This is a genomic window from Devosia sp. YR412 (assembly GCF_900110945.1).
Taxonomy (GTDB): domain Bacteria; phylum Pseudomonadota; class Alphaproteobacteria; order Rhizobiales; family Devosiaceae; genus Devosia.
In genome coordinates, this window is record NZ_FOFL01000001.1 from 684,735 (window position 1) to 699,288 (window position 14,554).

The following is a 14,554-nucleotide window of genomic DNA, read 5'->3' on the forward strand; positions in this document are numbered from 1 at the left end:
TCCCGTAGAACGCCATTCAAAGATGTTTCGGAGACTGGCGCATGGCCCTCAAGCCCAATGACGTGAACTGGTTCAAGCCGATGTGGCGGCGCGTCGCCGTCACCGCCTTCCTTGCCGTGTGGTGCGCCTGGGAATGGTTGTGGAACCAGGAGCCCTTCTGGGGCGTGCTGGTCGGCGCGGCGCTGGCCTATTCGCTGTATAATTTCTTCTACGCCTTCCCCAAAGAGGAGCCGGCCGATGAGCAAATCCCACCTCCTGCTGAAACCAACGAGCAAGACGGGCCTCGTCCATGATGTGACGCCGGCTTCGGCTGGCTGGGGCCATGTCGGCTTCGCGCTGCACAAGCTCGGTACCGGCGAGGTCGCGGGCGGCGCGGCAGGTGACCGGGAATTGTGCCTGGTGCTGGTCAGCGGCAAGGCGCGGATTTCCGTCGATGGACAGGATTTCGGCGAGATCGGCGAACGCATGACGCCCTTCGAAGGCGCGCCCTGGGCGGTCTATGTGCCAAAGGGTAGCGAATGGGTGGCCGACGCCACCACCACCCTCGAGCTGGCGGTGTGTTCGGCGCCGGGCGGCGGCGAATACAAAGCCCATGTCATCGCGCCCGGCACGCATCCGCGGTTGAGCCGCGGCAAGGGCGCCAATGTGCGCCATGTCTATAATATCATGCCCGAGGATGACGGTGCGGCTAACGCGCTGCTGGTGGTGGAGGTGATCACCCCACAAGGCAACACCTCGTCCTATCCGCCGCACAAGCATGACCAGGACGACCTGCCCAACGAGAGTTTTCTCGAAGAAACCTATTATCACCGCCTCAACCCGCCGCAGGGCTTTGCCTTCCAGCGGGTCTATACCGATGATCGCTCGCTGGACGAGGCCATGGCGGTGGAGGATGGCGACGTGACACTGGTGCCGCGCGGCTATCATCCGGTGGCCACGACGGCGGGCTATGATCTCTACTATTTGAACGTCATGGCCGGGCCGAAGCGCGTATGGAAATTCCACAACGCGGCCGAGCATGAGTGGCTGTTGAAGTAGGGTTTCAAATATCGAACAGCAAAAAGGGCGCCGCGGGGCGCCCTTTCGCATCGGGACGGCTGCGGGAGATCAGCGGCCCTGGAACACACTTTTGTCGGCCAAAGCGCCGGTGACTTCGCTGACCTTGACGGCCCGACCTTCCCGGACTGACTTGACGGCCGCATCGGCCAGGGCCAGCGCGATCAGGCCATCGAGGCCGCTCGGCGAGGCTGGCGACTTGGATTCAACGGCATCGATGAAGGTACTGATTTCGCGAGCATAGGCTTCGGTGTAGCGGGTCATGAAGAAGTCGTGCAGCGGCGGGCGGGTGTAGCCGGATGCATTGGCGACTTCGATGGCGACCGGGCGCTGGTTTTCCGCCGAGACGGCGCCCTTGGAGCCATGCACTTCGATGCGCTGGTCATAGCCATAGGTAGCGCGGCGGGAGTTGGAAATAGTGGCATGCTTGCCCGAGGCAGTGGCGAGCATGACCGAAACCGAGTCATAATCCCCGGCCGTGCCGATGGCCGGATCGACCAGCACCGAGGCCTGGGCGGTGACGGTCTCGATCTCCTCGCCGAGCAGCCAGCGGGCCATGTCGAAGTCGTGAATGGTCATGTCGCGGAAAATGCCGCCCGAGCGCTTGATATAGTCGACCGGCGGGGCGCCGGGATCGCGCGAGACAATGGTGACCATTTCCACGGCGCCGATCTCGCCCTTGGCGATGACATCGCGCACCGCCTGGAAATGCGGATCAAAGCGCCGGTTGAAGCCGACCATCAGGGTGGCGCCTTCCGCATCGACGACCTTGAGGCAGGCCTTCACCCGCTCGACATCGAGATCGATCGGCTTTTCGCAAAAGATCGCCTTGCCGGCGCGGGAGAATTTTTCGATCAGGTCGGCATGGGTATCAGTGGGGGTGCAGATCACCACGGCATCGATATCGGCCGCGTTGAGGATGGCCTCGACGCTGCGCACTTCGGCGCCATACTGGCCGGCCAGTTCGCTGGCGGCCTTTTCGAAGGCGTCGGCCACGGCGACGAGCTGGGCCTTGGAGCTGGAGGTGATGGCCTTGGCGTGAACCTTGCCGATGCGGCCGGCGCCGAGCAGGCCGAAACGAACAGTCATGATAGTCTCCGGTAGAATGCGCCGGGAGGTGGCGCGGAATGAAAGGATCAGACCTTTTTGCGCTTTTGCTGGCGGTACTGGTCGGCCACCACGGCGGCAACGATGATCATGCCCTTGATGATCTCCTGATAATAGGCATCGACGCGCAGGAAGGTGAAGCCCGAGGTCATGGTGCCGAGGATGATCGTACCGATCACCGTGCCGGTGATGCGCCCCTTGCCGCCCGAGAGCGAAGTGCCGCCGATGACGGCTGCCGCGATCGCATCGAGTTCATACATAACGCCCATGCCGGCCTGGGCCGTCTGGGCGCGGGCTGCGGTGACGAGACCGGCGAGGCCCGCCAGCATGCCGGCGATGGCATAGACCTTGATCAGGTGCTTTTCGATATTGATACCCGAGACGCGGGCGGCCTGTGGGTTGGCGCCGATGGCATAGGTGAACTTGCCATAGCGGGTATAGCGCAGGGCGATGTGGAAGATCAGCGCCACGCCGAGGAAGATCACCACCGGCCAGATGCTGTAGCCAATGGAGGTGAAGTCGGGCGTCAGGCCCGATACCGGCTGGCCCTTGGTGTACCATTTGGCCACGCCGCGCGCCGACACCATCATGCCCAGAGTGGCGATAAAGGGCGGAATCTTGGTGTAGGAAATCAGCGAGCCATTGATGATGCCGGCCAGCGTGCCGATGGCGAGGCCGATCAGCAGCGGAATGAACACCGGCAGGCCGACGAGACCGGGATAGACCGGACGGGCCCAGTCGGCGCTCTGGGCAAAGCTGGCGGCGATCATCGCCGTCATGCCCACCACCGAGCCAGAACTCAGGTCGATGCCACCGGTAATGATCACTTGAGTCACGCCGACCGCAATGATGCCGACGACCGAAACCTGCAGGATCATGATGGTTAGGCGCTGCTGGTTGAGCAGGAAAGACTGGCCAACGAAGATCCAGCCGAGCAGTTCAAAGGTCAGTGCGATGCCAGCCAGGACCAGCAGGATGGACAGCTCGGTCGGCAGCTTGCGGCGGCGGACCCGCGCGGGTGCAAGGCTTTCGGAAGTGGTGGTCATGGCTGGTTCCTCCCCGCGGCAGAATTGAATGGATGGGTCATTGCGCCGCCAGTTCCATGATCTTGACCTGGTCAGCTTCGCTGCGATCCAGGAAACCGGTGGCACGACCGTGGTGCATGACCATGATGCGGTCGCTCATGCCGAGCACTTCGGGCAGTTCGGACGAGATCATGATCACGGCGACACCCTGGCGCACCAGTTGGGTCACCAGCTTGTGGATCTCGGCCTTGGCCCCGACGTCAATGCCGCGCGTCGGCTCGTCGAGAATGAGAATTTTGGGGTTGGTCAGCAGCCAGCGGCCGATAAGCACCTTCTGCTGGTTGCCGCCGGAAAGGTTTTCGACCCGCTCGTCGAGACTCGGCGTCTTGACCCGAAGCTTTTGGCTCATGTCCTCACAGACCGCGCTGAGCTTGCCCTGCGTGACGAAACCAAAGCGGGTGTATTTGTCCTGCAACACGGCCAGTTGCATGTTTTCCTGGATGTCGAGCATCAACAGGCACCCGGTTTCCTTGCGGTCCTCGGTGATGAAGGCCATGCCGTTCTGGATGGCGACCGTGGGCGAGGAAATGTCCACCAACTGGCCATTGATGGAAATCGTGCCGCTCGAAGCGGGCGTGACGCCGAAAATGGTCTCGGCGACATTCGAGCGGCCTGAACCGACGAGGCCGGCAATGCCGAGGATTTCACCGGCGCGAACGTCGAAGGAAATGTCGGAAAAGACGCCGTCGAGGCTGAGGTCCTTTATCGAGAGCACCACCTCGCCGATCGGCACGTCTTCCTTGGGGAACATCTGGATGATTTCGCGCCCGACCATCATGCGGATGATCTCGTCGCGGGTCACGTCCGTCGAAGCATGGGTGCCGATGTAGCGGCCATCGCGGAACACCGAGAACTCGTCGGCGATATCGAACAGTTCGCTCATCTTGTGGGTGATGTAGATGATGCCTTTGCCCTGGTCGCGCAGGTCGCGGATGATGCGGAACAGGTGGGCGACCTCAGTCTCGGTCAGGGCCGAGGTGGGCTCGTCCATGATCAGCACGTCGCTCTCGTAGGAGACGGCCTTGGCGATCTCGATCATCTGGCGGCTGGCGACGGAGAGCGTCGAAACCTGCACTTCGGGATCGATATCGATATTGAGGCGGGCGAAAAGCTCTTCGGTCTGGCGGTTGAGCTGGCCGTGGTTGACGAAGCCGAAGCGGTTGAGCGGCTCCCGCCGGATCCAGATGTTTTCCGCTACCGTCATCCATGGCATCAGGTTGAGTTCCTGATGGATCATGGCAATGCCGTTTTCCAGCGCATCGAGCGGCGACTTGAGGCGGATGTCAGCGCCGCGCAGGGTGACGCTGCCACTGTCAGGCGTATAGATGCCGGCGATGATCTTCATCAGCGTCGACTTGCCGGCGCCATTCTCGCCCATCAGGGCATGCACGGTGCCACGGCGCAGCTGCAGCGACACATCGTCGAGCGCCACCACGCCGGGGAATTCCTTGCGCGCATTCTTGATCTCGAGGAGATAGGGCGCGTTGGGCACAGCGCCGCTTTCGCGGACCGCACGCATCGTCTGCGGACTAACCATCGCTATGTCTCCCTGCGCTTTTGCGGCGTGGTTGGAGGAGGATGCGCCGTCGAGACGGCGCATCTAGTCATCTGTAGCGAAGACGAAACGGACTAGTTCTTGGCCTGGTAGTTGGCCAGGTTTTCCGGGGTCACCAGCTCGAAGGGCACCCAGACTTCGCGTTCGACCTTTTCTCCACGGGCCAGGGCCAAAGCAGCATCGAGCGAGCCGGAGCCCTGGGCGGCAGCGTTCTGGAACACGGTGACGTCGAGATCGCCGGCTTCCATGGCAGCCAGAGCGTCGGCCGTGGCATCCACACCGCCAACGATCACGGCATCCATGGCGATCCCGCCAGCCTTGAGGGCCTGGATGGCGCCGATGGCCATTTCGTCGTTATTGGCAATGACGGCATCGAACTGGATGCCGGCCGAGAGCCAGTTGGTGACAAGATCGGCGCCCTGCTGGCGCGACCAATTGCCAGTCTGCTCGTCGGCGATCTTCATGAAGGAGCATTCGGGCGTGGCGATCACGTCATGCACGTCTTGGGTGCGTTGGCGGGCGGCCTGGTTGGAGAGTTCGCCCATCAGGACGACGATATTGGCTTCCGTCTTGCCGGCCTCGGTCAACAGGCGACAGACTTCCTTGGTCTCGAGCGTACCGGAGTCCACTTCATTGGAGGCCACGAAGGCCTGGTTTTCCGGCAGGGCGTCCAGGTTGATCGGCTGGCGATTGACGTAGACCAGCGGAATGCCGGCATCGGCGGCCAGCTGGGACATCGGCGCGGTGGCGTCGGTATCGACCGGATTGACAATGATGGCATCGACTCCCGAAGCGATGAAATTCTGGATCTGGCTCATCTGCTTGGACACGTCGTTCTGCGCGTCTTCGACCTGCAGTTCGACGCCATCGAGGGTAGCGCCGTAATCCTGCATGCCATTGCGCAGCACGGTGAGGAAATTGTCGTCGAAGGCGGCCATGGTGACGCCGACAGTCTCGGCATAAGCAGCGCCGGCAAAGCCGGTGGACAGCATTGTCGTGGCCAGAGCGGCCAGCGCAATCTTCTTCATAGTGTTCTCCTCCACAGAGCGGGTGTCCGGTTCGCACCCCGTTTTTTCCGGATTTCCCTTTTGCGGGAATAGTTGGGCCTTAGGCCGCGCGGGCCTTCAGACCGTCTTTTATGTAGGCCATGGATTCCTCCACCGCCCCGGCCGGATCGGCCAAGTGACGCAGGTCCTCGGCAAAGGGTTCAAATGATAGCGGACCAGAATAACCACCGCGGCGCAGCGCCGCGATCTGGCCGATAGTGTCGAGGCGATCCCTGGGGCCAACCAACAGGCGATGGCTGTCGCGCATGTCACGGACGGCAATATCTGGATCCTCGACACCGGAAATGTGCACCAGCCCCGTCAGTTCGGGAAACAGCTCAGGCTCGCCGGCCAGATGGTGATGGAATGTGTCATGCGTCAGCCGGAACACCTCGCGGCCACCGGCGGCGTCGATAGCCGCAACGGCTTCGCGCTTGGACCGCAACGTGCAGCTCTCAAAGCCCAGGCATTCGACGAGGCCGGTGATACCATGCTTACGCAGGATGGGCGCCAGGCCGATCAGCGCTTCGGTCGCCTTGGCGATCCGCGTCGCACTGTCGAATGCCTGCCCGGAATTGTCAGCCACGAGCACCAGCGCCCTGGCGCCGCTCCCGGCACAATAAGCGGCCAGCTCTTCTGCCTCAGCGGCGCGAACCTCGGACCAGATATTGAACTGCTGTAAGGCGTTGATGGAAATGATGGACACATCAGTGTCCAGTGCGAGCTGGCGGACGCTGGATGCCGGCAGCCCATCAAGGATGGCATTTCCAGCGATGTCGTTGCGGATTTCCACCTGTGGCACGCCGATCCGGGCGGCCAGTGCAAAGAACGCGGCCAGCGTGAGCTGCGGTGCGGTCATGTGGTTGATCGCAAAGGCGAACGACAAGTCCCTAACTCCCCATCACGCCAGGCAGGTTTTTTGAGCCCGGTCATTTCTTGACCCAAATGAAACACAGGTTCCGTAAAATTGTCAATGCGGAATATTCATTCCAAAATCGCATCTTTTCGACCAAATTTCGGCACTGTTAGCGACCACATGTTCTCGGGCCACTGTTTATCGAACAGGAAGAAGCCGACCCACGACCTTGCGACTCTCCGAGGCGAGATAACCGGCATCGAGGCGCGAACTTCGCTCCTGCCTGCAGCCAACCTCATGCTGGTCCGCCTGAGCCAAATTCCAGCACTGCAGATACCCGAACAGGGATTGCATGCATCAGGCGCAGATCAGGCTTGCAATCATACTTCACGAATGCAATACAGTTCGTGAAGTTATGAAGAGGCTCTGTTTTGTCCGATCTGCGTTTTGCCACCCGCCTGAACTCCTTTGCCTCCGCCGCGCATCTCGCCTGGCCGGACCAGAAGGGCAAGCCGTCCATGATGCAGATGGCGCAGCGCGCGGCCTCGGTCGATGGCTTGACCGATCTCGACCTCAACTATCCCGACCATGTCGGCATTGATCCCAAGCAGATCGCCCGCGAACTGGGCGATCTAGGCCTCGCTATCAATGGCTTTGCCATGCGTTACTACAGCAATCCGGCCTTCAAGATGGGCGCCTTCACCAATCCGGACGCTGCCGTCCGTCGTGAAGCGATCGACCTGACCAAGAAGGGCATTGACGCGGCGCGCGAGACCGGCGCTTCGCTGATGACGCTGTGGCTGGGCCAGGATGGCTTCGATTATGCCTTCCAGGCCGACTATGGCACGCTGTGGCAACACGAAATCGACGGTATCCGTGAAGTTGCCGAACATGATCCGGATTGCCAGATCAGCCTCGAATACAAGCCCAACGAGCCGCGCTCCTATTCGCTGATGCCCGATGCGGCCACCACCTTGCTGGCAATCAAGGAAGTCGGCCTGCCCAACCTCGGCGTGACGCTGGATTTTGCCCATGTGCTCTATGCCGACGAACAGCCGGCCTTTGCCGCGGCACTGATCGCCCGCCATTCCAAGGTGCTGGGCCTTCATCTCAACGATGGCTATGCCAAGCGCGACGACGGCCTGATGGTCGGCGCGGTGCATACGCTGCAGACCATCGAACTGCTCCGTCAGGTCCGCAAGGACGGCTATGACGGCGCCATCTATTTCGACACGTTCCCGGACATGACCGGTCTCGATCCGGTGCGGGAATGCGAAGTCAACATCGCCACGGTCAAGCGCATGCTGAGCGTGGTGGATGCGATCGAACGCGACAATGGCCTCGCCGCCGCGATCGACAAGCAGGATGCCGTGGAGGCGCAGGGCATCATCCAGAATCTGATGCTCCGCCGCGACGCATAAGACGACAATCACCACCATTGGGGAGGACCCACAATGAACTCTGTTCTCAAGACGACCCTTGCTGTTGCCCTGTTAGCAACCAGCCTGAGCAGCGCTTTCGCGCAGGATCTGGCGCCGCTGAACTCCGATACCGAGACTGACCGTATCGACTGGTCGGCGCTTGAATCGACCTTTGGCCCGCTGCCCGCCCTGCCCGAGGGCACCCGCGCCGGAGGCGTTTCCAAGACGCTGACCAATGAATATTGGCGCTCGCTCGGCGAAGGCTACCAGAACTTTGCCGACGCCAATGGCGTGACGCTGGCCTACCAGGCCGCGCAGAGCGAAGGCGACCAGCTCGGCCAGCTGACCATTGCCGAAGGCATGGTCACCACCGGCTTCAACGTGCTGCTGCTATCGCCGCAGACCGACGCCAACCTGCAGCCGGTGCTGGAACAGGCCGCTGCCGCCAATATCCCGGTGGTCAACGTCAATGACGCCGTGATCCCGGGCGTTGCCCACTATGTTGGCAATGTGCAGCGCGACAATGGCGTGCGCGTCGCCAACTGGTTCATCGAGAACCATCCCGAAGGCGGCAAGGTCGCGGTGATCGAAGGTCAGCCGGGCGTGTTTGCCGCCGTGCAGCGCACCGATGGCTTCACTGCCACGATCCTCGAAAGCGGCAAGTTCGAAGTCGTCGCCAGCGTTCCGGGCAATTGGGATCGCCAGCTGTCCTATGACGCGGCCACCAATATCCTCAACCAGCATCCCGACCTGATCGGCTTCTATTCCAATAACGACGGCATGGCGCTGGGCGTGGTGGAAGCCGTCAAGGCGGCCAATCTCAAGGACCAGGTTGCGGTGTTCGGCACCGACGGCATTTCCGATGCCTATGCCTCGATCCGCGCTGGCGATCTGACCGGCACCGTGGACAGCTTTGCCGTGATGACCGGTGAGGTCGCCATGGAAGTTGCGCTGCGCCTCGTCGGCGGCCAGGATCTGCCCCGCGTGGTGGCAACGCCCCAGGCGCTGATCACCGCTGACAATGTCGACCGTTATTCGGGTGAGGGCGTCGATCTGCGCGCCGTGCTGATCGAAGACGCTGCCGCCCACTAAAACTCCCTCCCCGGCGTCGGCGGCCAAAAGCTGCCGGCGCCACCTTCCGTTCAGGAGCCCAACATGACCGTGCCGCGTCTGGCCTTCGAAGCCGTCACCAAATCCTTTGGCCCCGTGCAGGTGCTCAAGGGCGTGTCTTTCGATGTGGCGCCCGGCGAGGTGCATGGCCTGCTCGGCGAAAACGGGGCCGGCAAGTCCACCTTGCTCAAGATTCTCTCCGGCGTGTTTCGCCCGACCGATGGCCGCGTGCTGATCGATGGCAAGCCCGTCGATGCGCATGGCCCGGTGGCCGCGCGTCGCGCCGGCATCGCCATGATCCACCAGGAACTGCAGCAGGTGCCGCGCCTTACCGTGGCGCAGAACATGTTCCTTGGTCGTCCCCTCACCCATCTCGGCATGATCGTCGATCACCGCGAACAGGAGCGGCTGGCTGCGCAGGCTTTGCGCGCCATCGACCCGTCCATTGATCCATCCGCACCGATCGGCAAGCTCAAGGTGGCGCAGCGCCAGATCGTCGAGATCGCCCGCGCCCTGCTCGAAGACGCCAAGCTGGTCGCCATGGACGAGCCGACCTCAAGCCTGACGCCCGCCGAATTCGACCGCCTGGCCGAGATCATCTTCGATCTCTCGGCGCGGGGCGTCTCGGTGGTCTATGTCTCGCACAAGATGGACGAGATCTTCCGCATCTGCTCGCGCTCGTCGATCATGCGCGACGGCCAGCTGGTCGGCAGCGTCGACATGAAGGAAACCGACCAGAAGTCGGTGGTTTCCATGATGGTTGGCCGCGAGCTGTCGCAGCAGACCCACACCAGTTTTGCCACCGACCAGGTGGTGCTTGAAGCGACCAACCTCTCCTCCGCCGCGAAAGTGCGCGATGTGTCGCTGACCCTGCACAAGGGCGAAGTTCTCGGCATTGCCGGCCTCGTCGGTTCCGGCCGCACCGAATTGCTGCGCCTGATCGCCGGCGCCGACCAGCGTTCGGCTGGCGATGTGAGCATCGATGGCAAACCCGTGGCGCTGAAATCGCCGCGCGAAGCCATTGCCAGCGGCATTGGCCTTGTCCCCGAAGAGCGCAAGCGCGAGGGCATTATTCCGCTGCGCTCGGTGCGCAACAATATTGCCCTGGCCTCGATGAGCCGGTTTGCGCCACACGGCGTGGTCAATAGCCGCGCGCTCAAGGCCGTCTCGGCAACGACGCTCAAGGAAACCGGCCTGCGCCCGTTTGCCCCCGAACGCGAAATCCGCCGCTTCAGCGGTGGCAACCAGCAGAAGGCCATCATCAGCCGCTGGCTCGCCGCCGAGACCCGCATCTTCCTCTTTGACGAACCGACCCGTGGCATCGACGTCGGCGCCAAGGCCGAGATATACGCGCTGATCGAAAAGCTCGCCCAGGAAGGCAAGTCGGTCATCGTCGTCTCCTCCGAACTGCCCGAAGTCATTCGCCTCTCCGACCGCGTGCTGGTCATGCGCGAGGGTCAGCTGGCCGCCGAATTGAGCGGCGACGCCATCACCGAGGAGGCCATTGCCTCCCACGCCATTCCCCAATCCCCCGCTACGGCCGCCGGCACACCTGCCGCGCCGCTGGCCAATTGAGACTGTCATCATGAGCCAAGCAAATGCCAAGCCGGACGCCGGCTTTTTCGAGACCGTGTTCTCGCGCTTTTCGGTGCGCGACGCCGGCACGCTGATCGGCCTCGTGGTCATCATGGCGGTCTTCGCCATCCTGGTCCCGGGCTTCCTCTCCGAGCGCAACCTGCTCAACATCCTGCAGCAGTCCAGCATCAATGCCTGCCTGGCGCTTGGCATGACGCTGGTGATCATTTCGGGCGGCATCGACCTGTCGGTCGGCCCGACCGCTGCGCTCTCCGCCGTGCTGACCGCAACGCTGCTGGTGCTGGGCGTGCCCGCACCCGTGGCCATCGCCGCCGGCCTGGCGCTCGGCGCCGCCTGCGGCCTGTTCAACGGCTTCATGGTCGCCATTGTTGGCCTGCAGCCCTTCATCGTTACGCTGGGCACGCTCAGCACCTTCCGCGCGCTCGCCCTGATCTATACCGGCGGCAATCCGGTGCTGGGCATTCCCGACAGCTTCCGCGCCATCTTCAATGGCTCGCTGTTCGGCATTCCGACCCCGGTGGTTATCGTCGCCGTGGTCGCGCTGATCGCCTGGGGCGTGCTCAAGAAGACCCCGTTTGGCGAATATCTGCTGGCCGTCGGTGGCAATGAAGAAGCTGCCCACATCGCCGGCGTGCCGATCGCCCGTACCAAGATCGCCGCCTATGTCATCTCGGGCACGCTGGCCGCTCTCGCCGCCATGATCCTGATCGGCCGCCTCGGCGCTGCCGAGCCGATCCTCGGCAATCTCTGGGAGCTTGACGCCATCGCAGCCGCAGCCATCGGCGGCGCCTCGCTGATGGGCGGCAAGGGCAGCGTCGTCGGCACGATCCTGGGGGCAATCATCCTCGGGGCCATGCGCAACGGCTTGACCTTGATGAACGTGCAGTCCTTCTATCAGCTGCTGGCGACGGGCCTCATCATCCTCGCCGCCATGTTGATCGATCGGGCCACACGAGGACGCGAATGAGCATAGACGAGCTGGACCTGCGGGCCATTGGCCCCAGGATCCGCATGCGCCTGCCCCTGTTGACACCGCTCGAACTGCGCGTGGTGGAAACGGTGTTCGGCCTGCGCTCGTTCACCGAGCGCACGGCGCTCAACCAGATCGCCACCGATGCCGGCGTCTCCGAGGCGCTGGTGGTCAAAATCGCCAAAAAGCTGGGCTTTTCCGGCTTCCGCGATTTCCGCACCGCCGTGGCCGAATACAAGCGCTCGCCCACTGCCGAAATGCATGAGGAACTGTCGGCCGACGACAGTTCCGAAGCGATCCTGCAAAAGGTATTCCGCACCTCGATCCAGGCCCTGGAAGAAACCCTCGCCATCATCGATGTCGCGGCTTTCGATCGCGCTGCCGACCTGGTCAAGAATGCGCGCAACCGCGACTTCTATGGTGTGGGCGGCTCGGCCCAGATCGCCCGCGACGTGGCGCATAAATTCCTGCGCATCGGCATTCGCAGCTCGGTGCAGGACGATTCCCATATGATGCTGATGTCGGCGGCGCTGCTCGGGCCCGACGATGTCGCCATCGGCTTTTCCCATTCCGGCCGCACCACGGCGGTGATCGATGCCATCCAGCTGGCCCGCAAGAGCGGCGCCCGCACCATTGTCGTCACCAATTACAATTCCTCGCCGCTGGCCGAAATTGCCGACATCGTGCTCTGCTCCACCGCGCAAGGTTCGCCGCTGATGGGCGAGAACGCCGCCGCGCGCATTGCCCAGCTCAATATCCTCGATGCCCTTTTCGTCGCCGTGGCACAACGAGACTACACCGCTGCCGAGGTCAATCTCGAGCGCACCATGGCCGCCGTCACCTCCAAACGCAAAGACCGTTCCTGATGCCAATTTCTTCGCCCGTTATCGTCCTGGGCAGCCTGCATTATGACATCATCGTCCATGGCCCCGGTCGTCCCCGCAAGGGCGAGACGGTGACAGGTACGGCCTGGGCGCCCAAATGCGGCGGCAAGGGCGGCAACCAGGCCGTGTCAGCAGCGCGGGCCGGTGCGCCTGTGCGGATGATCGGCGCCGTGGGCGACGATGACTTCGGCACGGCCTTGCTCGGCAATTTGACCAGCAACAAAGTCGACGTTTCGGCGCTGGCTGTGCTGCCCGGCGAAACCTCGGGCATGAGCGTCGCGATTTTCGACGGCGAAGGCGATTACGGCGCCGTCATCGTCTCGGGCTCCAATCTCAAGATCGATCCCACGGCCCTGTCCAACCAGGGCTGGGACGCCGGCAGCTGGCTGGTGTTGCAGAGCGAAGTGCCGGAGCCGGTCAACCTGGCCGGTGCCCGGCTGATGCAGGCTGCCGGCGGCAAGGTCGTGCTCAATGCCGCCCCTGCCCGTCCCGTGGCGCAGGAGGTGCTCGACCTCGTCGACATTCTCGTCGTCAACGCCATCGAAGCGGAAATGCTGGCTGCGACGCCTGTGGTCGAAACGCTCGCTGGCGCCATGGCTGCGGCGATTAAACTGCTGGAGCGCAGCCGCGCCGTGGTGGTGACCGCCGGTGGCGAGGGCTGCGCCTATGCCGATCGCTCCGGCCAGCGCGTCAGCATTCCGGCCAAGAAGATCGTCGTCGCCAGCACGCATGGCGCCGGCGACGAATTCATCGGCGCTCTCACCGCCGCCCTGTGGCGCGGTCTCGACATTGAGGCTGCGTTGAATGCTGCCAATGAAGCTGCGGCCCTCCTGGTCAGCACGCCGGAAGACCAGCGCTAGTCTGGTCTCGGCCGCCCGACGAACTAGTAGCGCGCGAAGGCCTCGGCGATGGCATTGCGGTCCGCCTTGGCGGCCAGCAGCGCCGAGAGCAGCAGCCGCGACTTGATGGCCGAGAGTTCGCCGGCAAAAATGGCGCCGGCAGCCTGCAAGGTGGTGGCGCCGCTATCGGCGCCATAGACCGGCAGCGTCCGGCCCTCGGGGCAGCGCGAGGCGATGACCACAATGGCACCAGCCTTGACCAGCCGCGCCACGGCGTCAGCATAGCCGCGCGGAGCATTGCCGCGGCCGAAAGCCTCGATGATCACGCCCGGCACGCCGGCACTGGCACAGAAATCGAGATAGGCCGTGCTTGAGCCGAGGCCCGGCTTGACCAGTTCAATGCCCTCGACGAGCCCATGGTCGGCAATCACCCGCCGCTCGGGCCGGCGTTGGATGTAGACCACGCCATTGTCGATTTCGCCCAGCTTGCCATAGCCGGCCGAGCGGAAAGTATCGACGCGCGCAGTATGGGTCTTGCTGACCGTGGCGGCGGCATGGATGTCGCCTTCGAACACCAGCAGGCTGCCCAGCCCGCGGGCAATCGGCGCGGCGGCCACCCGGATGGCGTCGGCAACATTGCGCGGCCCATCGGTGTCGGGCATGTCGGCATGGCGCTGTGCCCCGGTGAAGACCACCGGCTTGTCGCTGCCGATCAGCAGGTCGGCGATGAAGGCGGTTTCTTCCATGGTATCGGTGCCATGGGTGACGACGACACCGTCGCAGTCGTCGCGCTCAAGGTGACCGGCGATGCAGCGCACCAGCTGGTACACGGTCGCCAGATCGAGCGCATAGCTGCCGACCGAGGCGAAATCATCCACCTCCACCGCCATGCCGTCGAGCGGATCATGCAGCGTGGCGATCAGCGCGGCCCCCTTGCGGTCGGCGACCACCGAATGATCGCTGGCCTTGCCCGAGGCAATCGTCCCTCCGGTCGACACCACAGTAACGCGCTTCATGTCACTCAACTCC

14 protein-coding genes are annotated in these 14,554 nt (G+C 63.2%); 8 read left to right on the forward strand and 6 right to left on the reverse strand.

Annotation, left to right across the window (positions count from 1 at the left end; all coding sequences use genetic code 11):
• Positions 1-41 precede the first annotated feature (41 nt).
• Both BM045_RS03335 and iolB read left to right on the forward strand, forming a co-directional pair.
• On the forward strand, positions 42-293 hold the full coding sequence (locus tag BM045_RS03335) for a hypothetical protein (RefSeq protein WP_092179636.1): 252 nt from the start codon (positions 42-44) through the stop codon (positions 291-293).
• The gene (iolB, locus tag BM045_RS03340) at positions 238-1,038 is read left to right on the forward strand and encodes a 5-deoxy-glucuronate isomerase (RefSeq protein ID WP_092179638.1); all 801 of its coding nucleotides are present in this window, start codon (positions 238-240) and stop codon (positions 1,036-1,038) included. Before BM045_RS03335 ends, iolB begins: the two co-directional genes overlap by 56 nt.
• 69 nt (positions 1,039-1,107) lie before the next feature.
• Here the strand turns inward: iolB and iolG are convergent, their stop codons facing one another.
• The 5 genes from iolG to BM045_RS03365 all read right to left on the reverse strand — a co-directional run bounded on the left by iolG (position 1,108) and on the right by BM045_RS03365 (position 6,708).
• A complete protein-coding gene (gene iolG / locus BM045_RS03345) occupies positions 1,108-2,145 on the reverse strand; it encodes an inositol 2-dehydrogenase (RefSeq protein ID WP_092179640.1) in 1,038 nt (345 codons plus the stop codon).
• A 47-nt stretch (positions 2,146-2,192) separates the two neighbouring features.
• A complete protein-coding gene (locus BM045_RS03350; protein ID WP_092179642.1) occupies positions 2,193-3,209 on the reverse strand; it encodes an ABC transporter permease in 1,017 nt (338 codons plus the stop codon).
• Between the two features lie 37 nt (positions 3,210-3,246).
• Positions 3,247-4,785, reverse strand: a complete 1,539-nt coding sequence (locus BM045_RS03355; RefSeq protein WP_244522862.1) for a sugar ABC transporter ATP-binding protein — start codon at positions 4,783-4,785, stop codon at positions 3,247-3,249.
• A 92-nt stretch (positions 4,786-4,877) separates the two neighbouring features.
• Positions 4,878-5,831: a sugar ABC transporter substrate-binding protein gene (locus BM045_RS03360; protein ID WP_092179644.1), complete on the reverse strand. Its 954-nt coding sequence runs from the start codon at positions 5,829-5,831 to the stop codon at positions 4,878-4,880.
• Positions 5,832-5,910: 79 nt separating this feature from the next.
• A complete protein-coding gene (locus tag BM045_RS03365; RefSeq protein ID WP_092180874.1) occupies positions 5,911-6,708 on the reverse strand; it encodes a TIM barrel protein in 798 nt (265 codons plus the stop codon).
• A gap of 437 nt (positions 6,709-7,145) precedes the next feature.
• Here BM045_RS03365 and BM045_RS03370 point away from each other — a divergent pair, with 437 nt between their 5' ends.
• From BM045_RS03370 to BM045_RS03395, 6 genes are all read left to right on the forward strand, one after another.
• Positions 7,146-8,126 (forward strand): sugar phosphate isomerase/epimerase family protein, encoded by a 981-nt coding sequence (locus BM045_RS03370; RefSeq protein WP_210184985.1) that lies wholly within the window; start codon positions 7,146-7,148, stop codon positions 8,124-8,126.
• A 33-nt stretch (positions 8,127-8,159) separates the two neighbouring features.
• Positions 8,160-9,218, forward strand: coding sequence for a sugar ABC transporter substrate-binding protein (locus BM045_RS03375; protein WP_092179648.1), 1,059 nt, complete (start codon positions 8,160-8,162; stop codon positions 9,216-9,218).
• A gap of 63 nt (positions 9,219-9,281) precedes the next feature.
• On the forward strand, positions 9,282-10,811 hold the full coding sequence (locus BM045_RS03380; RefSeq protein WP_092179650.1) for a sugar ABC transporter ATP-binding protein: 1,530 nt from the start codon (positions 9,282-9,284) through the stop codon (positions 10,809-10,811).
• Positions 10,812-10,821: 10 nt separating this feature from the next.
• Entirely contained in the window at positions 10,822-11,799 is a 978-nt protein-coding gene (locus BM045_RS03385; RefSeq protein WP_092179651.1) for an ABC transporter permease, read from the forward strand.
• Positions 11,796-12,668, forward strand: a complete 873-nt coding sequence (locus BM045_RS03390) for a MurR/RpiR family transcriptional regulator (protein WP_092179653.1) — start codon at positions 11,796-11,798, stop codon at positions 12,666-12,668. Before BM045_RS03385 ends, BM045_RS03390 begins: the two co-directional genes overlap by 4 nt.
• Positions 12,668-13,546, forward strand: a complete 879-nt coding sequence (locus tag BM045_RS03395; protein WP_092179655.1) for a ribokinase — start codon at positions 12,668-12,670, stop codon at positions 13,544-13,546. Before BM045_RS03390 ends, BM045_RS03395 begins: the two co-directional genes overlap by 1 nt.
• Before the next feature lie 23 nt (positions 13,547-13,569).
• On the opposite strand, the gene BM045_RS03400 is transcribed toward BM045_RS03395, so the two are convergent.
• On the reverse strand, positions 13,570-14,541 hold the full coding sequence (locus BM045_RS03400) for an asparaginase (protein ID WP_092179657.1): 972 nt from the start codon (positions 14,539-14,541) through the stop codon (positions 13,570-13,572).
• Between the last annotated feature and the right edge of the window lie 13 nt (positions 14,542-14,554).